This is a genomic window from Paenarthrobacter sp. A20, from assembly GCF_024168825.1.
GTDB lineage: Bacteria > Actinomycetota > Actinomycetes > Actinomycetales > Micrococcaceae > Arthrobacter.
The window spans coordinates 4,336,042-4,358,835 of the sequence record NZ_JALJWH010000001.1; the positions used below are offsets into that span (position 1 = coordinate 4,336,042).

Annotated in this window: 24 protein-coding genes and 1 riboswitch; of the genes, 8 read left to right on the forward strand and 16 right to left on the reverse strand. The window is 63.6% G+C overall.

Annotated elements, in window-relative coordinates:
- The first annotated feature begins 30 nt into the window (after positions 1-30).
- The 4 genes from J3D46_RS20070 (at position 31) to J3D46_RS20085 (ending at position 3,528) form a co-directional block, all read left to right on the forward strand.
- Complete coding sequence (locus J3D46_RS20070) at positions 31-741, forward strand: 3'-5' exonuclease (protein ID WP_231337948.1); 711 nt, start codon at positions 31-33, stop codon at positions 739-741.
- Positions 742-1,066: 325 nt separating this feature from the next.
- A complete protein-coding gene (locus J3D46_RS20075) occupies positions 1,067-2,017 on the forward strand; it encodes an ABC transporter substrate-binding protein (RefSeq protein ID WP_253468601.1) in 951 nt (316 codons plus the stop codon).
- Between the two features lie 12 nt (positions 2,018-2,029).
- Positions 2,030-2,794 carry an amino acid ABC transporter permease gene (locus J3D46_RS20080; RefSeq protein ID WP_231337946.1) on the forward strand — a complete coding sequence of 255 codons (765 nt, stop codon included), beginning with the start codon at positions 2,030-2,032 and terminating at the stop codon, positions 2,792-2,794.
- Complete coding sequence (locus J3D46_RS20085; protein WP_231337945.1) at positions 2,791-3,528, forward strand: amino acid ABC transporter ATP-binding protein; 738 nt, start codon at positions 2,791-2,793, stop codon at positions 3,526-3,528. The genes J3D46_RS20080 and J3D46_RS20085 overlap by 4 nt, the downstream gene beginning before the upstream one ends.
- A 64-nt stretch (positions 3,529-3,592) precedes the next feature.
- Here the strand turns inward: J3D46_RS20085 and J3D46_RS20090 are convergent, their stop codons facing one another.
- From J3D46_RS20090 to hemE, 10 genes are all read right to left on the reverse strand, one after another.
- Positions 3,593-4,870, reverse strand: coding sequence for a glycoside hydrolase family 3 N-terminal domain-containing protein (locus tag J3D46_RS20090; RefSeq protein ID WP_253468603.1), 1,278 nt, complete (start codon positions 4,868-4,870; stop codon positions 3,593-3,595).
- 111 nt (positions 4,871-4,981) lie between these two features.
- Complete coding sequence (gene hemL, locus J3D46_RS20095) at positions 4,982-6,301, reverse strand: glutamate-1-semialdehyde 2,1-aminomutase (protein WP_231337943.1); 1,320 nt, start codon at positions 6,299-6,301, stop codon at positions 4,982-4,984.
- A 43-nt stretch (positions 6,302-6,344) separates the two neighbouring features.
- The gene (locus J3D46_RS20100; protein ID WP_253468605.1) at positions 6,345-7,424 is read right to left on the reverse strand and encodes an LLM class flavin-dependent oxidoreductase; all 1,080 of its coding nucleotides are present in this window, start codon (positions 7,422-7,424) and stop codon (positions 6,345-6,347) included.
- Positions 7,424-8,404 carry a porphobilinogen synthase gene (gene hemB, locus J3D46_RS20105; RefSeq protein ID WP_231337941.1) on the reverse strand — a complete coding sequence of 327 codons (981 nt, stop codon included), beginning with the start codon at positions 8,402-8,404 and terminating at the stop codon, positions 7,424-7,426. The genes J3D46_RS20100 and hemB overlap by 1 nt, the downstream gene beginning before the upstream one ends.
- Positions 8,401-9,279 (reverse strand): uroporphyrinogen-III synthase, encoded by an 879-nt coding sequence (locus J3D46_RS20110; RefSeq protein ID WP_253468607.1) that lies wholly within the window; start codon positions 9,277-9,279, stop codon positions 8,401-8,403. The genes hemB and J3D46_RS20110 overlap by 4 nt, the downstream gene beginning before the upstream one ends.
- Positions 9,266-10,264, reverse strand: coding sequence for a hydroxymethylbilane synthase (hemC, locus tag J3D46_RS20115; protein WP_253468609.1), 999 nt, complete (start codon positions 10,262-10,264; stop codon positions 9,266-9,268). Before hemC ends, J3D46_RS20110 begins: the two co-directional genes overlap by 14 nt.
- Positions 10,261-11,484 carry a ferrochelatase gene (locus J3D46_RS20120; RefSeq protein ID WP_231337938.1) on the reverse strand — a complete coding sequence of 408 codons (1,224 nt, stop codon included), beginning with the start codon at positions 11,482-11,484 and terminating at the stop codon, positions 10,261-10,263. The genes hemC and J3D46_RS20120 overlap by 4 nt, the downstream gene beginning before the upstream one ends.
- The gene (hemQ, locus tag J3D46_RS20125) at positions 11,481-12,182 is read right to left on the reverse strand and encodes a hydrogen peroxide-dependent heme synthase (RefSeq protein ID WP_253468611.1); all 702 of its coding nucleotides are present in this window, start codon (positions 12,180-12,182) and stop codon (positions 11,481-11,483) included. Before hemQ ends, J3D46_RS20120 begins: the two co-directional genes overlap by 4 nt.
- Before the next feature lie 72 nt (positions 12,183-12,254).
- Entirely contained in the window at positions 12,255-13,724 is a 1,470-nt protein-coding gene (hemG, locus tag J3D46_RS20130; RefSeq protein ID WP_253468613.1) for a protoporphyrinogen oxidase, read from the reverse strand.
- 5 nt (positions 13,725-13,729) lie between these two features.
- A complete protein-coding gene (gene hemE, locus J3D46_RS20135) occupies positions 13,730-14,845 on the reverse strand; it encodes a uroporphyrinogen decarboxylase (RefSeq protein ID WP_231337935.1) in 1,116 nt (371 codons plus the stop codon).
- 158 nt (positions 14,846-15,003) lie between these two features.
- Here hemE and J3D46_RS20140 point away from each other — a divergent pair, with 158 nt between their 5' ends.
- Positions 15,004-16,326: a glutamyl-tRNA reductase gene (locus tag J3D46_RS20140; RefSeq protein ID WP_231337934.1), complete on the forward strand. Its 1,323-nt coding sequence runs from the start codon at positions 15,004-15,006 to the stop codon at positions 16,324-16,326.
- Between the two features lie 8 nt (positions 16,327-16,334).
- On the opposite strand, the gene J3D46_RS20145 is transcribed toward J3D46_RS20140, so the two are convergent.
- The gene (locus J3D46_RS20145; RefSeq protein WP_253468616.1) at positions 16,335-17,321 is read right to left on the reverse strand and encodes an SDR family NAD(P)-dependent oxidoreductase; all 987 of its coding nucleotides are present in this window, start codon (positions 17,319-17,321) and stop codon (positions 16,335-16,337) included.
- 39 nt (positions 17,322-17,360) lie between these two features.
- Positions 17,361-18,563, reverse strand: a complete 1,203-nt coding sequence (gene moeB, locus J3D46_RS20150; RefSeq protein WP_231337932.1) for a molybdopterin-synthase adenylyltransferase MoeB — start codon at positions 18,561-18,563, stop codon at positions 17,361-17,363.
- Between the two features lie 6 nt (positions 18,564-18,569).
- Between moeB and J3D46_RS20155 the strand changes: the two genes are divergently transcribed.
- The 3 genes from J3D46_RS20155 to J3D46_RS20165 are packed head-to-tail and all read left to right on the forward strand — an operon-like array spanning position 18,570 to position 19,920.
- Positions 18,570-19,304: a TetR/AcrR family transcriptional regulator gene (locus J3D46_RS20155; RefSeq protein ID WP_253468618.1), complete on the forward strand. Its 735-nt coding sequence runs from the start codon at positions 18,570-18,572 to the stop codon at positions 19,302-19,304.
- A gap of 50 nt (positions 19,305-19,354) precedes the next feature.
- The gene (locus tag J3D46_RS20160; RefSeq protein ID WP_026539987.1) at positions 19,355-19,579 is read left to right on the forward strand and encodes a DUF3107 domain-containing protein; all 225 of its coding nucleotides are present in this window, start codon (positions 19,355-19,357) and stop codon (positions 19,577-19,579) included.
- Positions 19,580-19,617: 38 nt separating this feature from the next.
- Positions 19,618-19,920 (forward strand): hypothetical protein, encoded by a 303-nt coding sequence (locus tag J3D46_RS20165; protein ID WP_231337930.1) that lies wholly within the window; start codon positions 19,618-19,620, stop codon positions 19,918-19,920.
- A 76-nt stretch (positions 19,921-19,996) separates the two neighbouring features.
- Here the strand turns inward: J3D46_RS20165 and J3D46_RS20170 are convergent, their stop codons facing one another.
- The 4 genes from J3D46_RS20170 to thiO all read right to left on the reverse strand — a co-directional run bounded on the left by J3D46_RS20170 (position 19,997) and on the right by thiO (position 22,679).
- Entirely contained in the window at positions 19,997-20,332 is a 336-nt protein-coding gene (locus J3D46_RS20170) for a 4a-hydroxytetrahydrobiopterin dehydratase (RefSeq protein WP_253468620.1), read from the reverse strand.
- Positions 20,333-20,364: 32 nt separating this feature from the next.
- Complete coding sequence (locus tag J3D46_RS20175; RefSeq protein ID WP_256491633.1) at positions 20,365-21,177, reverse strand: thiazole synthase; 813 nt, start codon at positions 21,175-21,177, stop codon at positions 20,365-20,367.
- 3 nt (positions 21,178-21,180) lie between these two features.
- Positions 21,181-21,417, reverse strand: coding sequence for a sulfur carrier protein ThiS (thiS, locus tag J3D46_RS20180; RefSeq protein WP_159703647.1), 237 nt, complete (start codon positions 21,415-21,417; stop codon positions 21,181-21,183).
- Positions 21,414-22,679: a glycine oxidase ThiO gene (thiO, locus tag J3D46_RS20185; RefSeq protein WP_231337928.1), complete on the reverse strand. Its 1,266-nt coding sequence runs from the start codon at positions 22,677-22,679 to the stop codon at positions 21,414-21,416. Before thiO ends, thiS begins: the two co-directional genes overlap by 4 nt.
- Positions 22,672-22,790: riboswitch (TPP riboswitch) on the reverse strand. (Overlaps the previous gene by 8 nt.)
- Positions 22,791-22,794 lie beyond the last annotated feature (4 nt).

Sequence of the window (22,794 nt, forward strand, 5' to 3'; positions counted from 1 at the left end):
AGTGTCGGAGCCAGCCGGTAACTTGAAAACATGAGCTCCTGGAACACCCTCTCCCGTGCCGCATTCGACCTCGAGACCACCGGGAAGAACTCGCGGTCGGCGCGGATCGTCACCGCCTCCATCACTGTCGTGGACGCCCGCGGGGAACTGGTGGCGGAGCATGAATGGCTGGCCGATCCCGGCGTCGAAATCCCCCTCGAAGCCAGTGAAGTGCATGGTGTCACCACGGAAAAAGCCCGTGCTGAAGGCCGCCCGGCGGCGGAGGTCACGCGGGAAGTCGCCGCGGCTCTCCAGGAACTTTTCGACGCCGGCACTCCAGTCATCGCTTTCAACGCCAGTTACGACTTCACAGTCCTGGCCGCCGAGTCCGCCCGCTACGGCGTCCCGCAATTGAGCCGTTTCCCGGTTCTGGACCCGTACGTCATGAACAAGCAGGTCGACCGCTACCGCAAAGGCAAGCGCACCCTGACCGCCCTGTGCGAGGAATACGGAGTGGACCTGACCAACGCCCATACGTCTGCTGCGGATGCGCTTGCCACTCTCCGCGTGTTGGATGCCATGGCCGGCAAATTCCCCAAGCTGCAGATGCCTGCATCCACGCTCCATCAACTGCAAGTAGACTGGGCTGCATCCCAGGCCGCCGATTTTCAGCAGTACTTGCGGCGCAGCAAACCCACGGCAGTCATCGAAGGTGAATGGCCGGTACTTCCGCCCGAGGACGCAAGCCGGGGCGGCTTCTAGGCCGGGAACATTCCCGCGTACGTTACTTTCTGCGACGCAAGTCACAGCAAATTCGGGAACCCCCAACCCGGGCTTGGTCATGCGTGGATTCCATGCGGAGAGCTACTCCCGAAATAGTCCGGAGTCCCGCCGCCGTTCCAAGGGAATTCTGTTCGGCGTAATCGAGTGCTGGCAACCGTTTGTTCGATTCACTATGCGTTGGCGGGCTGGTGACATAATTAAGTTTGGCGGGTTGAAGTCTGCTAGGGCAGCCAACCTTCTTTCGGTTGCCACATTCCCCGCCCACCGCGAAACGTCTCCGTGACCCGATGAAAGTGATTTCTTTATGAAATTCAAAGCCCCTAAGTGGCTGTCTGTTGCCCCCGTGGCCGCAGCCCTGGTGATTTCCCTGGCAGCATGCGGTGGAGGCTCCTCCGAGCCCAGCGGCTCCCCCACCGACGCCCTCGCCGGCAGTGACCAGCAAACGCTGGACAAGTACACCACCGCCGATGTCACTCCCTTGGACAAGATCGATAAGTCCAAGCTCGGCCTCGCGACCGAAGGCACCCTGCGCGTCGGCACGCTCTCGGATGCCCCTCCGAACATCTTCATTGATCCTTCCGGCAAGTTCACCGGCTACGACAATGAGCTGCTCCGCGCCATTGGCGACAAGCTTGGCCTCAAGGTCGAATTCGCATCCACCGATTTCTCGGCGCTGCTCTCCCAGGTCGCCAACAAGCAGTTCGACGTCGGATCGTCCTCGATCTCCACCACGGACGCCCGCCGCAACACCGTAGCGTTCACCAACGGCTACGACTTCGGCTACATGGCTGTCGTGACCAAGAACGACTCGAAGATCAAGGGCTTCGCCGACCTCAAGGAAGGCCTCCGCGTCGGAGTCGTCCAGGGCACCGTCCAGGATGACTACATGACGAACACCCTCAAGATCGAGCCGGTCCGTTTCCCCGACTACAACACGGTCTACGGCAACGTGAAGAACGGCCAGATCGACGCTTGGGTGGCTCCCTCCCAGCAGGCTGAGGGCCAGGTCAAGGAAGGCGATAACACCACCATCGCCGAAAAGGTCGTCAACACCCAGAACTTCACCGCTTACGCCGTGAACAAGGACAACCAGCCGCTGATCGACGCCCTGAACTCCGGTTTGGACGCTGTCATTGCTGACGGCACCTGGACCAAGCTCACTGCCGAGTGGTACAAAGACCGTCCCACTGCCGCAGAGCAGACTCCCCAGGGCTGGACGCCGGGCAGCAAGGCCGTCCAAGTTCCCGCCAAGTAACCCGGACGTTCCATGGATATCCTCAATCAATTAGCTGACGCCTTCCTGGACTGGGAGGCGATGGGCGAAGTCATCCCCAAGATGTTCGCCGTCGGTCTTCCCAATACGCTGATCCTGGCTGTTACGTCGGGCATCATCGGGACAGCCATCGGTATGCTGCTGGCACTGATGGGGATCTCCCGGAACGCCGCAGCCCGGTGGATTGCCCGCATTTACACGGACATCCTCCGCGGCCTGCCGCCAGTGCTGACCATCCTGGTCATCGGATTCGGGTTTGGCCCGATCGTTCGTGAGCTCACGGGTTCCAGCAACCCGTATCCCATGGCCATCACGGCTTTGTCCATGATGTCCGGCGCGTACATCGGTGAAATCTTCCGCTCGGGTATCCAGAGCGTGGACAAGGGCCAACTCGAAGCAACCCGTGCGTTGGGGTTCAGCTACGGCTCTTCGATGCGCCTCGTGGTGGTACCCCAGGGAATCCGCAGGGTCCTTCCGGCCCTGGTCAACCAGTTCATTGCGTTGATCAAGGAATCATCGCTTGTGTTCATGCTCGGCCTGCTGGCCACGGAACGTGAGATCTTCCAGATCGGCAAGGACGCCGCTGCCAACAGCGGAAACCTGTCCCCGTATGTGGCTGCAGCCATCTTCTACCTCGCGCTTACCATCCCGCTCACACACTTTGTGAACTGGATCGATGCCCGGATGCGCTCCGGCCGCCCGGAAAAGAAGGAACCTGACGAGGCGGCAGCCGTCGTTGGAAAGGGAGCCCAAGCATGAGCGAATTCGCTTCAGGCACATTGACGGCGAAGAACATCCATTTGTCCTTCGGCAGCAACCACGTGTTGCGGGGCATTGACCTGCACGTAGAGAAGGGCACCACGGCTTCCGTGATCGGTCCTTCCGGCTCAGGCAAGTCGACGCTCCTGCGCGTGATGAACCGGCTCATTGAGCCTGACCAGGGCGACATCCTGCTGGATGGGCGTTCAGTGCTCAAAGACAATCCGGACGAACTGCGCCGCCGCATCGGCATGGTCTTTCAGCAGTTCAACCTCTTTCCGCACAAGACGGTGGCCGAGAACATTTCGTTGGCACTCCGCAAGCTCCGTGGCATGTCCAAGGAGCAGGCCCGGGAGGAGGCTTTGGCCCAACTGGACCTGGTGGGCTTGAAGCACAAGGCTGACTCGCGTCCGGCCAACCTTTCAGGTGGCCAACAGCAGCGTGTAGCCATTGCCCGCGCCCTGGCCATGAAGCCCGAGGTGATGTTCTTCGACGAAGCCACCTCGGCTCTGGACCCGGAACTCGTCAAGGGTGTCCTTGCCCTTATGACAGACCTGGCCCAAGGCGGCATGACCATGGTGGTAGTGACCCACGAAATGGGTTTCTCCCGCAACGTCTCAGACGTGGTGACCTTCATGGACGCCGGTGTTGTGGTGGAATCCGGACCTCCGGAGCAACTGTTCACCAATCCCCAAACGGAACGCCTTCAAGGATTCCTTTCGGACGTCCTCTAGCCAGGGCCAGCAGCAACTGCTCAGAACCCCGCCTTCGCTGCGAAGGCGGGGTTCTTTGCTGTTCTCATTGCCCGGCCTTGACCCGAAGAACCGTCAAAGCCGCGGCATCCACTTTTGCCCGGAACGCGGGATCGCTTTGCGCCTTCTTCACCACGGCCTGATGCATTGCTGGAATACTCGCGGGATCAGCGCACACCAGCATGGTTCCGCCTGCGCCAAAGAAGTTCAGGGCTCGATCCGCATCGGACCAGGCTTCCAGCTGCGCGGCACTGCAAAGGTCATCCGAGAGAACGATGCCTTTGAAGCCCGCATCCGCACGCAGCATGGTGTCCATGACCGTCGGTGAGAACGGTGCAATGTTGGCAGGATCGATCCGGTCATAGAACGCATTCGATACCATGACCCATTGCGTGCCCGACTTGATGGCTGCGTGGAACGGCTCCAAGGCAGGATCATCCCGCGTGGTGACGGTGTCCCGGACATCGCTGGTGACGTCCGTGTTGGGAACAACCCTGCCCAAACCGGGAAAGTGCTTCACTACAGGCGCCACTCCGGCGTCCTTCATGCCATCCGCAAAGGCGTCGCCCAGGACGGAAACGGTGCCGGGTTCGTAGCCGTACTCACGTTGAAAGTGGCCGATGGGGGCGTTGGACGGCGCGAACTCCGGGCTCGTGACCGTGTCCAGGACCGGCGCGAGATTGACGTTGACGCCAGCGCTGCGCAGCTCCCTGCCCCATGTTGCAGCATCAGTGCGGAGCTTGGCAGGACCGGAGGATGCCTGCACCAAGGCCGTGGGAATCGTGGAGAATCCAGGGCCCGAAAGAACCTGGACGTACCCGCCCTCCTGGTCGGTGGCCACGTAGAGGGGTATGCCGCCGGTGGTGGCGGCCGAGACCGTTCCCGTCAACGCAGACACAACGCCGGCAGTAGCGGCAGAGCCTGCTTTGCTGCGCCCACTTAGGTAGACGTTGCCCGCGTGATACTGCTTCAACGCTTGCATGGTTCCTGGCTCGGCGCCGGTGGCCTTGGCCGCCACCATAAACAACTGGCCCACGCGCTGCTCAAGGCTTAACGCAGCCAGCTGTTGCTCGGCCACAGTGGGAGAGGTGGTGGCCGGCGCGGCAGAGGGCGAAGGAACCGTTGTCGGCTTCGTTGGCACCGCTGACGCGGTGCTGGGCTTCGGGGTGCCTGACGGCGTGGAAGGAGAGGCCGACGGCGTCCCTTCCGTTGTGGTTTGGGCGGTGCTTCCGCTGCCGGTTGAGCAACCCGACGCCATGGCGAGGATAGCTCCAGCCGCCGCGATGCTCACACCGAGGGATGCAATTGTCTGGATCTTGCGCATGGTAAACCGTTAGTTCGTTGGGGTTGGGTTTCCATCTACGAGCCTACCCCGTAGGGACACCACCATGCCCCGGGCAGCTGCTGCGCGCAGTCGCCCGGGGCATCAGCATGATCAGGCGGACGCGGCAGCCGCAGCTTTTGCAGCCGCCGGCAAGGCATCCACAATGCGGTTCATCGCGGCGTCGTCGTGGGCCGCTGACAGGAACCAGGCCTCGAAGACGGACGGCGGAAGGTAGACCCCGGAGTCCAACATGGAGTGGAAGAACGGCGCATAGCGGAACGTCTCCTGGCCCTGCGCATCGGCGTAGTTGTGGACGCCGTGGGCCGAAGTGCCGAACGCAACGGAGAACAGGTTTCCGGCCCTCTGGATGGAGTGGTCCACTCCTGCAGCGTCCAGGGCTGACGACAGCGCCGCCGAGAGTTCCAGGGAACGGGCATCCACAAACGCATAGACCTCGGGGGTGGCGTTTGTCAGCGTTGCTACTCCGGCGGCCATGGCAACAGGATTCCCGGACAGTGTGCCTGCCTGGTAGACCGGGCCTACGGGAGCGAGGTAATCCATGACGTCGGCACGGCCGCCAAGTGCCGCCGTCGGCATTCCGCCGCCGATGACCTTGCCGAAGGTCAGCAGATCCGGCGCCCAGCCTTCCTGGCGGCCCGTCAGCCCCCAGTAGCCGGCGTAGCCTGTGCGGAATCCCGTGAGGACTTCGTCAAGGATGAGAAGCGCACCGTGTTCCTTGGTGATGCGGGACAGCCCTGCGTTGAAGCCCTCCCCCGGGGTGACAACGCCCATGTTGGCCGGAGCCGCCTCGGTAATCACAGCGGCGATGTTGCTCCCGTGCGTCGCGAAGGCGGCCTCGACGGCGTCGAGGTCGTTGTAGGGCAGCACCAAAGTTTCAGCTGCCGTAGCTTCCGTGACGCCGGCCGAGCCCGGCAATGCCAGCGTGGCGACGCCGGAGCCTGCGGCGGCAAGCAGCCCATCCAGGTGGCCGTGGTAGCAGCCAGCGAACTTGATGATCAGGTTGCGTCCGGTAAAGCCGCGCGCAAGGCGGACCGCAGTCATGGTCGCTTCTGTGCCAGTGGACACCATCCGCAGGCGCTCGACGGCCGAGACACGCTCTTTGACGATCGCCGCAAGATTGGCTTCATCCGGCGTGGAAGCACCGAAGGACAGCCCGCGGTCCACTGCTGCGTGGACGGCGTCGAGTACTGCCGGGTGAGCGTGGCCCAGCAGCGCCGGACCCCAGGAGCACACGAGGTCCACGTATTCCTTGCCATCGGCATCCGTGAGGTAAGCCCCCTTGGCCGAGACCATGAACTTCGGGTTTCCGCCGACGGATCCGAAGGCGCGGACCGGGGAGTTGACCCCGCCGGGCATAAGGGACCGCGCGCGGTCGAAGAGCTGGTCGGAGACAGGGGTGTTTGAAGTCATGGTTCCTATTCTTTCAGTGATTCATCGGCGGCAAGGCCGCAAGCTACGAAGCGCCAGCCAACAGTTCGGCGACGCGAGGGGCCACCTCTGTGCCGTAGAGCTCGATGCAGCGCATCATGGACTGGTGCGGCAACGTTCCGTTGCTGTACTTGAGGTCGAAGCGATCCACTCCAAGGTTGCGCTTCAGGAGGACGATCTTTCGCGCGACGGTCTCCGGAGAGCCTACGTAGAGCGCACCCTCGGGGCCACACATGGCATCGAACTCGCCCCGGTTGCCCGGACCCCAGCACCGCTCGGCGCCGATCCTGTTGCGCTGCTCAAGCCAATGCGGGAAGAGCTCCTCCCGGGCGGCCTCATCGGTATCGGCGATGAATCCGGGTGAATGGGTTGCGATCTGGCGCATCGGGTGGCCGTACTTGCCCATGGCCTCGCGGTACAGGTTCACCAGAGGGGCAAAGCGGCGGGGCTCTCCCCCAATGATGGCGAAGATGATCGGATACCCGTATTCAGCACAGCGCAGAACGGACTCAGGCGTGCCGCCCACACCGATCCAGGCCGGCAGAAGGTGGTGCTGCAACCGCGGGTAGACCTGGAGTCCACCGACGTTGGGCCGTGTGCGCCCCTCCCAGTGGATGGGTTTCTGGGCGCGCACCTTGTCGAACAGCTCAAGCTTTTCCTCGAAGAGGACCTCGTAGTCCGCCAGGTCCAGGCCAAACAGCGGGAAGGACTCAACGAAAGAGCCTCGCCCCAGCATGACCTCAGCCCTGCCGTTGGCGATGGCATCCACGGTTGCGAACCTTTGGAAGACCCGGATCGGATCATCGGAGCTGAGGACCGTGACGGCCGATCCCAGGCGAATCCTGGACGTCACAGCGGCTGCGGCTGCAAGGAAGACTTCCGGTGCGGAGACAGCAAAGTCCCGCCGGTGGTGTTCGCCCACGCCAAAAGCATGGATCCCGACGGCGTCAGCCAGTTTTGCTTCCTCCAGCAGCTCGCGAAGCACGCTGGCATGCTCCTTGGGGTTGCCTTCGGCGTCCAGCCCCGCGTCGCCGAAGGTGTTCAGTCCCAGCAGGATGTGGTTGGCCGCTACCGGCGCTGTGGGGTCGGAGGGAACGGACGTCATCAGGACTCCTTCAGCCAGCCTGCAAGTTCGGAGGCCCAGTAGGTCAGCACGGTATCGGCCCCGGCACGCTTGATCCCCAGGACGGATTCGGTGATGGCACCGCGCCTGTCGATCCAGCCGTTTGCCGCAGCCGCTTCGATCATGGCGTACTCACCTGAAATTTGGTAGGCCGAGACCGGCACGGGACTCATGGCTGCGACATCGGCCAGGATGTCCAAGTAGCTCATGGCCGGCTTGACCATCACCATGTCGGCGCCCTCTTCGAGGTCCAGTTCAACTTCCAGGATGGCTTCACGGCGGTTGGCCGCGTCCATCTGGTAGGTCCGCCGGTCACCCTTGAGCTGGGAATCGACGGCTTCCCGGAAGGGGCCATAGAAAGCAGAGGCGTATTTGGCGGCGTAAGCCAAGACCGCAGTGTTCTTGTTCCCGGATTCCTCCAGCGCCTGGCGGATCACGGCGATCTGGCCGTCCATCATTCCCGACGGCCCCAGCACATGGGCGCCTGCCTCGGCCTGCGCCACCGCCATCCGGCCGTAGATCTCCAGGGTGGCGTCGTTATCCACATATCCGTCAGCATCCAGCACACCGCAGTGGCCGTGGTCGGTGAATTCGTCCAGGCAAACGTCGCCCATGATCACCAGGTCATCGCCGACTTCCGCTTTGACATCGCGGATGGCCTTGTTCAGGACACCTTCAGGGTCGAGGGACGCAGTACCCTGCGCGTCACGTACCGCCGGCACACCGAACAGCATGATGCCGCCCACGCCCAGCTCCACGGCTTCGGCTGCCGCACGCTTCAAGGAATCGGTGGTGTGCTGGACGACTCCCGGCATGGAGCTGATGGGGCTGGGTTCAGTGAGTCCTTCACGGATGAAAGCCGGCAGGATCAGGTCTGCGGGTGCCAGTCGGTTCTCAGCGGTGAGCCTGCGCATGGCGGGAGTTGTGCGCAAGCGGCGGGGACGATGGTTTGGAAAGCTCATTGCGGGTTCCCTTCGTTGGCGAAAACAGATTCCAAAGCGGCCACGATGCCGTCCGGGGTTGGTTCTTTGGCTGTGGCAGCGACGGTGAGGCCGAGGCGGGAAACCTCTGCCGCCGTCGGACGTCCTATCGCGATCAGGCGGCAGGCGCCCAACGATGGGAACATCTCGGCGATGCGCCGTGCGGCACTGGGTGAAGCAGCAACTACAGCGTCCAGCGTCCCGGCCTCGAGCGCTGCCAGGGCGTCTTCCGGGGTGAGGATCGGCACCTGTCCAGTTTCGGAATCAACGACGGCGGCGGGCAGCTGCGCTTCCAGCTTCCGTCCTGTCCGGGCGGGGTAGTCTACGGTCTGGTAGGCAACAACCGTGGCCACTACCGCACCCTTCGTCGCCAAGCCTTCCCGCAGGCCCGGTGCTGCAATATCAGCCTGCGGCAGCAGTACCCGTACGGGGCCCGGTTTCCACGCAGCAAGCAATCCTTCTGCGGATTGGACCTCCGCAGGAGCCAAAGCGACGGTGAGGCCAACGGACTCAAGGACATCCCGGGATGATGGGCCGATGGTCGCCACCTTGGTTTCGGCAGGGACCAGGTCCGCGAGGGACTTTCCATGCCTTGCAGCCTTCTCCAAGAGAACCCGCACGGTGGTGACGCTGCTGAGCACCAGCCAGTCAAAGTCGCCTACGGCCAGCCGGTCAAGGGCGTCATCGAGGGACGCCTGGTCCTCAGCCCGTTCAAAATCGATGAGGGGCAGGACCAATGGCGTGGCGCCCCGGCTTCCAAGGAGTGATGCCAGCGGCCTGGCACGATCGGCGCTCCTGGTAATCAGGACGCGCCGACCGCTCAGCCCTTGTGATGCATGCAGCTCAGGACGCGGCAAGGTCCGCGATCTCCGCGGCGCCGGCAGCAAGCAAGAGCTCCGCCACTTCGATGCCGAGCAACGTGGCTCCAACGTCTGTCAGGCCGTCCGTGGCCTTTTTCTCGCGCACAGTTTTGGTGCCATCCACGGCGCAGACAACGGCTTCCAAATAGAGCATGCTGCCCTTCCGGAAAGCATAGGCGCCGACGGGCGCGGCACAACCGGCTTCAAGCCTGGCCAGGACGGCACGTTCGGCCGTTACGGCCAGGCGGGTGTCGTCGTCGTTCAAGGCTGCCAGTGCCTGCGCCAGCACACCGTTGGAGCCCTCAGCGGTTCCTGCCTGACGTGGAGCCTCCTCCGTGCGGCACTCAATGGCCAGCGCGCCTTGTCCTGGTGCGGGAAGCATGACGTCCGTGGCGAAGAACTCGCTGACAGTATCCAGTCGGTCTATACGTTCCAAGCCGGCGGCAGCCAGCACCACAGCGTCAAGATCGCAGGACTTGCCCGGAACAACCTCCTCAGTGGCATTTCCGGGAAGCCCCGGGACGCGTCCAAGGCGGGTGTCCACGTTTCCGCGGATGTCCAGCACTTCGATGTCAGGCCGGGCGGCCCGGAGTTGTGCTGCCCGACGGGGTGAGCCTGTGCCCACTCTTGCCCCGCCCGGAAGCTCCGCAAGGGTCAGCCCATCGCGGGCGCATAGTACGTCCCTGACATCAACGCGCTGGGGTGTCGCAGCAATGCTGAGGCCCACGGCGGCCCCGGTGGGCAGATCCTTGAGGGAGTGCACGGCGACATCGCAGCTGTCAGCCAGCAACGCGTCACGCAACGCTGCAACGAACACGCCTGTTCCGCCCATTTGGGAAAGGGAACCGGTCTTGACGTCGCCTTCGGTCTTGATGTGAACGAGCTCCACCGGGAAGCCGCCAACCGCAGCCAATTTGTCTGCCGTTTGCTGCGTCTGCGTCAGAGCCAGTTTGCTGGCCCTTGTGCCGATGCGAACGGTCACTTTGCTGCCTCCGAAGCCGGGTAGGCATCATGGCCGGTACCGGTGGTAGTGCCAACCTCTGCAATGACGGGCTTGGCGCCTCGGAAGTTCTCGCAGCAATTGGGCCGGCACACGTCGTACCAAGGTCCAAGGTCCGTGACATGGGGACGGTCGGCGATGTTGTTCTCCACTGTCCGTTCGCAGATCAGGTCCACCAGGCCGGATACGAAAGCCGCATGCGTCCCCGGGGTAGGAACGCGAGTGGCTTCGATGTCCAGGTTCTTGCAGGTTTCCAGGGCCTCGGTGTCGAGGTCCCAGGCAACTTCCATGTGATCGCTGACGAAGCCAAGGGGAACAATGACCACACCGCGGACGCCCTGGGGCGCTATTTCCTCAAGGTGGTCGTTGATGTCCGGTTCCAGCCACGGGATGTGCGGTGCACCGGAGCGGGACTGGTACACAAGATCCCAGGCGACGTTCGGTGCCACAACGTCCATGATGGCCTTGGCATTTGCCAGGTGCTGGGCTGCGTATGCGGAGCCTTCTGCGAATTCGCGCGGCTCGTCGTCGGAGCTTCCGGCGGCCTCGGCGTCCCTGGTGGGAATCGAGTGCGTTGCGAACAACACGCGGATCCTGGCGTCAGGGTCGGTTTCGCCAGCTGCGGCCAACTTGCCACGGATCTCTTCAAGACCCGCTGCCGTACCCTCAAGGAAGGGCTGGACTACGCCGGGGTGGTCGAAGTACTGGCGGATCTTGTCCACCTGAAGCTTGCCGTCCAGACCGGTTTCCGTCAGGGCAATGCCGATGTCTTCGCGGTACTGGCGGCAGCTGGAGTAACAGGAGTAGATGCTGGTGGTGAGCATCAGGATCCGGCGGTGTCCGGCGTCGTACGCGTCCTGCAGGACCGGCGCGATGTAGGGATCCCAGTTACGGTTGCCCCACAGAACCGGCAGCTCAATTTCCCGCTTGGCCAGTTCAGCCTCAATGGCGGCCTTCAGCTCACGGTTCTGCTGGTTGATGGGGCTGATCCCGCCAAACGCGCGGTAGTGGTGCGAGACCTCTTCGAGGCGCTCGTCCGGGATGCCCCGGCCACGGGTGACGTTGCGCAGGAAGGGGATGACGTCGTCCTGGCCTTCGGGACCACCAAAGGACGCAAGAAGCACGGCGTCGTAGCGTTTGGCTTCCTGGCGGCCGCGCTCAGTGATGGCGTTGGGTGCTGTGGAAACTTCGGGGCCGGTCATGCGAGAACCTCGGCAATCTCGGCCGCCGTGACGCGGCGGCCGGTGTAGAAGGGGATTTCTTCGCGCACGTGGTGGCGTGCCTCGGTGGAGCGCAGGTGGCGCATCAGGTCCACCAAGTCCACCAGCTCAGGTGCCTCGAGACCGAGGATCCATTCCCAGTCGCCCAGAGCGAACGAGGAGACGGTGTTGGAAATGACCTGCGGGAATTCGCGGCCCAGCATGCCGTGGTCGCGGAGCATCTTGCCGCGTTCTTCCGTCGGAAGCAGGTACCACTCATAGGAGCGCACGAACGGGTAGACGCAAAGCCAGGTGCTGGGCTCCACGCCGCGGGCGTAGGCGGGCACATGGCTCTTGGAGAACTCGGCTTCGCGGTGCACGCCCATGGCGGACCAAACGATGTCGGTTCCTGCAAAAAGCTTGCTGCGGCGGATGGAGCGGACTGCGGACTGAAGGTCCTCCGGCTTGGGGCCGTGGAGCCACACCATGATGTCAGCATCCGAGCGCATTGCCGAGACGTCGTAGCTACCGCGCAGGATCACGCCGCCGTCGGCGAGCTTCTCCGCAAGGGCTTCGAATTCCTGGGCAGCATCGCCGCTGCGCAGAACGTCGGCCGAGCGCTTGAAGACCGTCCACAGCGTGTAGAACTGTTCTTCGGTTTCAGCAGTTTTAGTGACAGATTCGGCAGAAGTGTGGCTCATGGTTCAAGTTTGCCCCGTGCCAGCCCCTAAGTCGAAACGGATCAGTTCTACAACGCGTAGAAGTGACACAAATCACAGACGGGAGTGCTTTTGGCCCCATCCCGTCGCCAGCTGCCCCCGGGTGTCCGCCACCACGGCCGCCAAGCCATTTCCGGCCAGCCAGCCGCCCACGACAGTCAAGCCATCCACTTCGGCACACGCTTTGCGCACCTGCGCAACCCGCTGTTTATGACCAACGGCAGCAAAGGGCAGGGCGCCGGACCAGCGCACCACATCCCAATCAACAATGTCCGCACGGGACACCGGAACCGTCAACAATGCTGACGCGTCCTCCAGGGCCGCAGCCAAGAGGGAACCGTCGTCGGTGGCGGATTCCGCTCCCCCACCAGTCTCTTCGCGCCGCCCATAGGAAAGTCGCAGGACATGCGTACCCGGACCGGCTTCTGCTGCCAACCAATCCCACTTGGCAGTCGCGTGCGTCAGTGCCTTGGCTTTGATTCCGGGGGTCTGCGGCGCAACCAGGATGCCTGTGCCCCTGGGCCTTCGATCCAACTCCGGCAAGTCCACCACCATCGTCACCAGGCTGACCAACGGCCCCGGAGCGGGACGCAGGCCGGACAACCCGGGCAGGGACGGCTCCAGCAGCCCGACGGCGGCAGGACCGTCGAGCGCGACGACCAGCCGGCCGGCGTCGTACGCGGAATCGCCCGCGGTAACCAGCCAGCCATCGCGGGTCCTCACGACGGCATCGGCATGTTTGCCGGTCAGCAAATCGACTCCGCGCTTCCGTAGGTCGCCGACCAACGCAGCCACCAGCGTGTTCATGCCACCCTTCAAACCGGCGACGGCGGACCCTGGCTTTGCTGGACTGGAGGCGGAGCCGGTGGCGTGCTTGCGCTGGGCCGCGACAGCGGCAGCAAGCGAACCGTACTTGCGGATACCTGCCCTGAGCCCGGGCGCAACCATGTCAATGTCCAGGAGGCCGGGATCGGCGGAGTGAACGCCACCCACTACCGGGGACACCAAACGTTCCAGGACCTTCTTGCCCATACGGACACGTACCAATGATGAGACGCTGGTGACCTCGGCAGAGGTTCCGATCGATGCAGGCAGCCAGCGGTCCATGGATGCCCTGATGGCGCCGATCAGCCCCAGGGAACGGCGGACTTCCCGGTCCCAGGGATTGGCGGGAATGCCCAGGACGCCGGTCTTGGGCAGTTCCTGCGGGCCATCCGGCAATTGCACCCAGGCACCTCCAGGGTGTGGGGAAACGATGTTGTCCGCCAAGCCGAGTTCGCGCGCTAGGTCGGCTACGGCCGGAGACCGTGTGGCGAAGGACTCGGCGCCGCTGTCAAGGCGCAGTCCCGCCACGACGTGGCTCCCAACGCAACCTCCCCACTCCTGGCGTGCCTCCAGGACCGTGACAGACATGCCCGCCAAAGCGAGTTCCCGCGCAGCGAGAAGGCCCGAGATCCCTCCACCCACCACCACGGCGGTTTCCTTGGGTGGGTGCGTCTTTGGAGTTGAGTGTCCCCCGCGCATTGGCCCTACTCTGCGGCGATCGAGTGGATGAGCTCCACGACGCGCGTCAGTACCGTGGGGTCCGTCTCCGGAGGAACGCCGTGGCCGAGGTTCAGGACATGGCCCGGCGCGTGCGCGCCCGCCGCGATGACCTCGCGGACGTGTGCTTCAAGGACCTCCCACGGTGCCGAAAGCAGCGCGGGATCGATGTTCCCCTGCAACGGCACTGTTCCACCCAAGCGACGATTGGCCTCGTCGAGGGGCAGGCGGTAGTCAACGCCCACCACGTCCACACCGACATCGCGCATGGCGACCAGGAGCTCGGACGTGCCGGTGCCGAAGTGAATCAGCGGAGCCCCCAAACCGCGGACGTGGTCGAGGGCCCGCGTCGAGGCAGGTGCCACGTACTTGGTGTAGTCGGCCAGACCCAGGGATCCTGCCCAGGAGTCAAAGAGCTGTGCGGCCGAAGCGCCGGCCTCAAGTTGCGCCTGCAGGAACATGCCGGAGGTATCGGCTGCCCAGTTCGCCAAGGCTTCCCACGTTTCAGGATCAGCGTGCATCATGGTCCGCGGGCCGAGGTGGTCACGCGACGGCTTTCCCTCAACCATGTAGGCAGCAAGGGTGAACGGTGCACCGGCGAACCCGATCAGCGGCGTCTTGCCAAGTTCGGCAACTGTCAGGCGGACGGCTTCGCGGATGGGTTCAAGCGCTTCCCAGGTCAGAGTGGGAAGTGCCGCCACGTCCTCAGCCGTGCGCACGGGCTTGTCCAAAACCGGACCCACACCGGGGACGATGTCCACGCCCACCCCGGCAAGCTTCAAGGGGATGACGATGTCGGAGAAGAAGATAGCGGCATCGACGTCGTGGCGGCGGACCGGCTGAAGCGTGATCTCAGCGGCCAGCTCGGGCCTCAGGCATGAGTCAAGCATCGCAACGCCCTCGCGCACCTTCAGGTACTCGGGCAGGGAGCGACCGGCCTGGCGCATGAACCACACGGGCCTGCGGGAGGGCGTGCCACCGCGGTAGGCCGTGATCAACGGGGAGTCCGAGGTGCGGCCGTCCTTCAGCGGGTGGTTGGCGCCGAGGGTTCCCGCCGGGGCGGTGGAGGCCGTACTGTTGGATGCTGCCGCGCTAGAAGTCATGCCTTCGATTGTGCCGAAAATCCGGGGCAAAAGATAACGACAAGCTGTCACGTCGCGCCCCGCCCGGGCCGTTGTGGCCGGGATCACTCGCCTGCGTGTGGATCACCACGGCGCCACATTGTTCTACCGGGCTACGAAAAAGCTATGATTGGGGTGCTGTGGTTCTTTTCTCATTGGTGGCTACACACGCCGACATCGACCTCGAAACTGTCGCTCAGTTGAGCAACGGTTCCTCTGGGCTTGCCTCCGCTGCCCTCATCGATTCCCCTGTGGTTTCCGGAACGGTGGTGTTGGCCACCTGCAACCGCTACGAGGTTTACGGGGAAACAGCCAATGGGGCCGACCTTGAAGCAGCCCGCTCCGCCCTCGTTTCGCAGATCAGTGAGCTGAGCGGCCTCAACGAGCAACTCGTATCCCGCTCCTTCGCCACCCACACTGGAGCCGATGTCACCAGGCACCTCTTCGCCGTGAGCGCGGGCCTGGACTCCGCGGTTGTGGGCGAACGTGAAATCGCCGGCCAGGTACGCCGGGCACTGATTACCGCCCAGCAGGAAGGCACGGCTAGCTCCGGGCTCGTCAGGCTTTTCCAGGCGGCTTCCAAGACCGCCAAGGATGTCGGTGCGCAGACTGCCCTCGGCTCCCGCGGCCTCTCCATCGTCTCCGTTGCATTGGACCTCGCCACTGACCTCGCTGAAAACGATGATTGGTCGACCAAACAGGTAGTCGTCTTCGGTACCGGAGCGTATGCCGGCGCCACAATGTCGCTGCTCAGGGAACGCGGCTGCACTGAGGTCTCCGTCTATTCTTCCTCCGGCCGCGCCGAAGGCTTCGTCGCCACCCGCGGTGGGACCGCGCTCGACGCCGACACGCTCCCCGCTGCTGTTGCCGCAGCTGACGTCATGATTGGCTGCAGCGGTTCCGACAACCGGGTGGAGGCCGCTGAACTTGCCCGCGTCCGGGAAAACTCGGGCAAGCCGTTGATCGCGATCGACCTTGCCCTTACCCATGACTTCGACCCCGCTGTGGGAGAACTCGACGGCGTTGAGCTCCTGACGCTTGAGTCCGTTCGTCTCGCCGCACCCCAGGAACAAGCAGAATCGCTGTCCCAGGCCAGCGCAATCGTCACCGGGGCTGCCGCGTCCTTCGAGTCAGAGCGCGAGGCCCGGTCTGTGGACACGGCCATTGTGGCGCTGCGACGCCACACCATGAATGTCCTGGACGCCGAGATGGAAAAGGTGCGCGCCCGCCACGGTTGCACTGCTGCCGCCGAAGAGGTTGAGTTCGCGCTGCGCCGCATGGTCAAGCAACTCCTCCACATCCCGACGGTCCGTGCGCGCGAACTCGCTGCCAACGGCCAACAAGATGACTATGTAGCCGCCCTTGAGGCCCTCTACGGTATCCAGGTGGAACAGCCGCAGTCAGCAACCCCGGCCGCGGAGTGCCCCGTGGACCACCAGCAACTCCGCTCCGAAAGCGCCTGACGCAACCGCTAGGCGAAAGCGTTCACTCCCGTCATCCCAGCGGAAAGCTCCCACAGTTTCCTTGCCGCGTCCTTGTCGACGGCGTGGGGGTCTACTCCCTGATAACGCGCCAGCGGTGACTCCTTCTCCGTGGGATGCGCTATATCGCAGTCCTCGCAGTAGACACCGCCCTTGCCAGCCAGCGCTTTGGACGTAGCAGCCCACAGCGACGTCGCTGCACCTTGTTCCGGCGTCTTGAAACCCTCACGAAGATTGCCCTCGGCGTCCATCCAGCCTGCGGCCACCATCTCTTCCTTGGGCAAGTGACGTTGCAGCTCGGTCATGATGCCCCCAGGGTGCACCGCGAAGGCACGCACGCCGAAGTCCCGGCCCAGCCGGTCCAACTCGACGGCAAAAAGCGCATTCGCGGTCTTGGCCTGGCCATAGGCTCGCCATTTGTCGTAGCCGGCAGTGAAATTGATGTCGTCGAACCGGATGGAGGACAGCTTGTGGCCGGTGGAGGACAAGGAAACAACGCGGGCGTCACCGGAAGCAGCCAAGGCCGGCCAGAGAACGTTGACCAGAGTGTAGTGCCCCAGATGATTGGTGGCGAACTGCGCTTCCCACCCCGGCCCCACACGCTGCTCTGGACTTGCCATGATGGCGGCGTTGTTGATCAGGATGTCCAGGGTGCTCTGCCCTTCCAGGAAGCGTGCCGCAAAATCCTTCACGCTGCCTTGGTCTGCCAGATCCAGTTGGTCAATCTGTACGTCGTTGGCCAGGCCGGCTTCCGCAAGGACGACTCGGGCGTGCTCCAGCCTGCGGGCCGGAACCGTTACCTGCGCTCCGGCTGAAACCAGGGCACGCACCGTTTCCAGTCCGAGGCCTGAGTATCCGCCGGTCACAATAGCCGTCCTGCCTGAGAGGTCGACTCCCGACACAACGTCCATGGCCGTGGAGCCGTGTCCGAATTCCGAACCAAGCGGCTGCTGGGGTGTATCCGTGATTTCGCTCATGGTTGAGCTTCCCAGACGCACCGGCCCGGCAGCAACGAACTAGTAGCTCGGCTTCCCGGGCTCCACGTCGCGGACCCAGGCGAGAATGCCGCCGTCGAGATGCCGGACGCGGCTGTAGCCCGCCTTCTGCGCAGCTTCCAGGGCAGCAGCGGAGCGCGTACCGGCCTTGCAATGGAAGATGATGTCCTTGTCCAGCGGCAAGTCCACCCACGCCTCACCGGAGAGGATCCTGCCCTGCGGTATGAGGACGGAACCGTCGATGCTCACGATGCTGTGCTCGCCCGATTCGCGGACATCCACCAGCTCGAAGTCCCTCTCCCCAGACTCCCGCTCAGCCAGCAGTCCGGCGAGTTCCTTGGCGGACACGGTGTGGTCCCGGTCAGTCGGAGCCAAGGGCGTCACACCACAAAAGGCCTCGTAGTCGGTGAGTTCGGTGATGGGGTCGGCTTCCGGATCCTTCGAAACCCTGATCTCGCGCCAGCTGCCGCCCAAGGCGTCAAAGAGCGCGACGCGTCCCAGCAATGAACGCCCGACGCCGGTAATCAGCTTCACCGCTTCGGTCACCATGAGCGAGCCAACCGCTGCGCACAACATGCCGAAAACGCCGCCCTCACCACAGGACGGCACGGAGCCGGCGGGTGGCGCTTCGGGATACAGGTCCCGGTAGGTAGGTCCGTGGTCAGCCCAGAAAACACTTACCTGGCCGTCAAAACGGAAGATGGAACCCCATACGTATGGTTTGCCGAGAATGGCTGCGGCGTCGTTCACGAGGTATCGGGTGGCGAAGTTGTCGGCGCCATCCAGTATGAGGTCATACTGCGCAAACAAGTCCAGGGCATTCGAGGAGTCGAGGCGAACGTTGTGCAGCACCACGCTCACCAACGGATTGAGTTCGGTGATGGCATTGCGTGCGGACTCGATCTTTGGAATGCCCACGTCCTTGACGCCGTGGATGACCTGGCGCTGCAGGTTGCTGAGGTCAACGACGTCATCGTCCACTATGCCGAGCGTGCCAACACCGGCAGCCGCCAAATACAACAGGGCCGGGGAACCAAGTCCCCCTGCGCCTATGACGAGGACTTTCGCATTCTTAAGCCTGCGTTGGCCCACGGCGCCGATTTCCGGAATGATGAGATGCCGGGAGTATCGCTCCACCTCGGCCGGCGTGAGTTCGGCAGCAGGTTCAACGAGGGGCGGCAGGACAGCGGGCGCAGCAGAGTGGGCAGCAACAATTGAGGCCATACCCCAATGTATGCCTGCCGATGCCGCCCGGTCATATTACCCACGAGTAGAGTGGTCATAACTGCAAAGGAAAGGCGGCAGACTGTGGCTGACGGCACACGGGCAAGCGATGGGGCACCGGCCAAGCAGGAACGGGCTGGTTCAACGCGTTCACCAAGGTTGCCGCGGGACGAGCGCCGCGCACAGTTACTGAACGCGGCGTTGGAAGTATTCGTCTCCAACGGTTTCCATGGCGCTGCCATGGACGAAATCGCAGAGGCTGCCCACGTGAGCAAGCCTGTGCTGTACCAGCACTTCCCCTCCAAGCGAGAGCTCTACATGGCCCTCCTGGACAGCCACTTGGCAACGCTGACGGAACTGATGCTCAGTGCCTTGAACTCCACCACGGACAACAAGGAACGCGTTAAGGCTGTGATGCGCGCCTATTACAGGTTTATCGCTGATGACGACCAAGCCCACCGCCTGGTGTTCGAGTCCGACCTTATTAATGATCCCGATGTCAGCTCCCGTTTGGAGACTTTCAACAAGACGTTCGCCGACGCAGTCGCCCACGTCATTGCGGAAGACACCAAGCTGCCGCCCCTGGAGGCACAACTTCTTGGCCGCGGTCTGGCTGGAATGGCGCAGGTCAGCGCGCGGTACTGGCTTGAAACGGATGGAAACCTGGACCTCGATGTGGCCAGTGATCTGATCTATCGTTTAGCTTGGCGCGGAATCAGTCGATTCCCCAAAGAGTCCTAGGCTACAAATAGAGGACTGACTTAACACTTGATTGGCTTGGAGGCCTTGCTGTGGAAGTAAAGATCGGCATTCAGAACGTTGGCCGTGAAATCGTGCTCGAATCCGCTTTGGATGCCGATGCCGTTGCCAAGATCGTGGCCGAAGCCGTGTCCAAGGGCTCGGAACTGCGCCTGACCGATGAGAAGGGCCGCCAGATCATCGTCCCCGGCAGTGTCCTGGGTTACGTGGAGATTGGCGCCGAGGAAGTCCGCCGCGTCGGTTTCGGCGCCCTCTAGGGCATTGCCCACCTAACGTCGTCCGCTAAGGAGTCTTAATGCTTTCACTCGTGGTGGTGGTTCTGGCCACCGTTGCCACCGGCTTCATCGTGTGGGCCAACGACAAGAGGCACGGCAAGTACGGCATCGCCTTGCCGGCCGGCGTCTCTGCAGCCGTGGGCACCCTGAGCTGGATCGCTTTCATTAGTGCCGGTCTGGGCTACCAGCCAGGCGCAACGTGGATCCCTTGGGTCCTGCCGATCGTTCTGGGGACAGCTGCCGCCGCCGGCGTAGTGGTCTTCCTGGGCCGAACACGCACCCAGCACGATACTGCCGCCCTGACCAAAGCACTGAGGCTCTAACAGCGACAACCAAGCAACAGTGACCATCGCCCCTCGGGTGATGGTCACTGTTGCTTTAACGCTCCGCCAGTCCTGTTCAGGCGCCCCGATAGCGCTCCGGCTGGGCGGCGGCACCAATCCCGGCTGCGGCCTCACTCACGGAAGCCGCGGCGGCGACGTCGCGTTGGGTCACCTGCCCACCCGCATCGTGGGAGACGTAGCGCACGAACACCCGGTTGTAACGCCAGTCAAGATCCGGATGATGGTTTTGTTCTTCGGCGATCCGGCCGATCGCGGCGATAAGAGCCAGGGCCAGGGCTGCCGTCGGGGTTTTATAGACGGTGACGAGGCCATCCTGATATCTCCAGTCCGGAAGGTCCCGAAGAGCGCCTTCGACATCCGCCTGAGTCAGGTGGTCATCGTTGCCCGCCACGACTACTCCTTCCACACAGGAGAACCCTGCATCTAGAGGAACTCCGCCCGGCCCTCCATGGCTGAGGACGCCAAGGCGTGCTCTCGCCGCGGAATCCGGCCTGCTTGCTTGGCCAGCCTACCGGCGATGACGGCGTGTTTGAAGGCTTCGCCCATCTGTACCGGGTTCTGCGCCCTGGTCACTGCGGTGGCCAACAGGACGGCGTCGCAGCCCAACTCCATGGCGAGGGCGGCGTCGGATGCCGTCCCGATTCCAGCATCGAGCACCACCGGGACTGAGGCCCGGGACACGATGAGCTCGATGTTGTGCGGGTTCAGGATGCCGAGGCCCGTCCCAATGGGTGAGCCCAACGGCATGACGGCAGTGGCTCCCAGGTTCTCGAGCCTGAGTGCCAGTACGGGATCATCATTGGTATAGGCGAAAACCTTGAAGCCCCGGTTCACCAGTTGTTCCGTTGCATCCACCAGCTCCACGGCGTCCGGAAGCAGTGTGTGTTCGTCCGCGATGACTTCCAGCTTCACCCAGTCGGTCTCCAGGGCCTCGCGCGCCAGTTCAGCGGTCATCACGGCGTCCTTGGCAGTGAAGCAACCCGCCGTGTTGGGCAGCACGCGGATGCCATGGTCCACAAGGAGTTGGAAGAGCGATCCGGTTTCGGCCGGCGAGTAGCGCCGCATGGCCACAGTGGTGAGCTCGGTCCCGGAGGCCAGGAGTGCGGCGCCCAGACCGTCCAGGCTCGGGGCACCTCCTGTCCCCATGATCAGGCGGGAGCCGAATTCGACGCCCTCGATCACCAGCGCGTCGGTAGGTACGTCCGTGGTGCGGACCTCAGTGTTTGCTGTTGTCATGCTTCAGCCTCCTTGGACTGCGGTAACGAGTTCGAGTTCGTCTCCGGCGGCGAGCGCTGTCGCAGACCATTGGCTGCGCGGCACCACCTCGGAATTGCGCGCGACGGCGACACCCAGCTTGCCGCCGTCGGCTGCCTGTCCGCGGTGGTCCAGGACGCGGCCGGTGACAGCGGTGACGAGTGTGCTGACGGAAGCGTCCTCCGGCACTGCGTGGTCGGATCCGTTGAGTTTGATGTTCATGCTGTTTCCTTACTCGGAACGTGTGCCGGCGTAAGAGCCCGCGATAGGGATGTGTTCGTGGCGAAACGGTCCGGACGGAAGTGCGCCCATCGGGGGTCTGCCGAACCGTTGATCAGGTCGCACACGATCCTGGCGGCCACGGGTGTCAGGAGAACACCGTGACGGAAGAATCCTGTGGCGATCACCAGCCCGTCAACGTCTCCGCTGGTAGTGGCGACGCGGCCAAGAAGCGGTGCATTATCCGGAGTCCCGGGGCGGGCCCGGGCTGTTGCTTCAAGGAGTTCCAATTCCGCCACGGCAGGGACCAGGGTTTGGGCATCCCGCAGAAGTTGATATACGCCGCCGGCTGAGACAGCGTTGGATGACGCAGACAAGCCGTCCTCGCGTTGGGTGGCCCCGATGACCACGGTGCCATCATCCCGGGGAACGATGTACACCGGTACGCCGCGCACCATGCCGCGGACTGTGGAAGTCACCAACGGCCGCAGGTGGTCGGGGACGCGAAGCCTGAGGATGTCGCCGTATACCGGCCTCACAGGAAGGCTGAGACCGTCAGGGAGTCCGGACAACTCCACGGCCCCCAGACCGTTGGCCACCACGGTTTCACTGGCGTGGACAGTGGCGCCGGAGTCGAGCTCCACTCCTGAGACGCGCCCACCGTCCCACAACAACCGGCGGGCGCCGGCACGGACCCCGTACCCGTCATCCGTTCCGTGCACCCACGTAGCGTCCCGGTGCGAGTGGTTCTCCAGTTCAGTCACCAGGCAGGCCGCCAGCTTCCGGGGATCCACTTGGTGATCGGCTGGGATGTCGAAGGCGCAGGAGATTTGCGGGCTGAGGAGCGGCTCGCGCACCCTCGCGTCGCGAAGGGCCAGTGGTTCAACGGCCAGGCCGGCTCCAAGCTGTACGGCGCGGAGATCGGCGAGCGCCCTGCGGTCGGCGGCGTCGGCACCCACGGCGAGTGTCGGCGTCGCGCGGTATCCAGTGTCAGTACCTTCACGGGAAAGTGCGTCCGCGAAGGACGGCCACAGGTGCGAAGACTCCAGCATCAGTTCCAGGAGGTCTTCCTCCTGGTAGTGCAGTTCGCTGACAGGGGCAAGCATCCCTGCCGCAGCGTAAGTGGCTCCGGTTGCCGGTGCGGGATCGACCAGTGCCACCGAGCGGCCCAGCCGCCGGGCTCCGTGGGCGATGCCAAGGCCAATAATGCCGCCCCCAACGACCGCCACGTCTGCGTGGAGGGGGGTATGGCGGGATTCTGCCATTCGTTTCCTTCCCTACGCCGGTACTAGCCGGATCAGGTCAAGCGGTCGGCGCTGAAGCCCTCTCAGCCGGACGGTCATATAACGAACGTCGCGGCTCCCGCAGTACGTGCCCAGT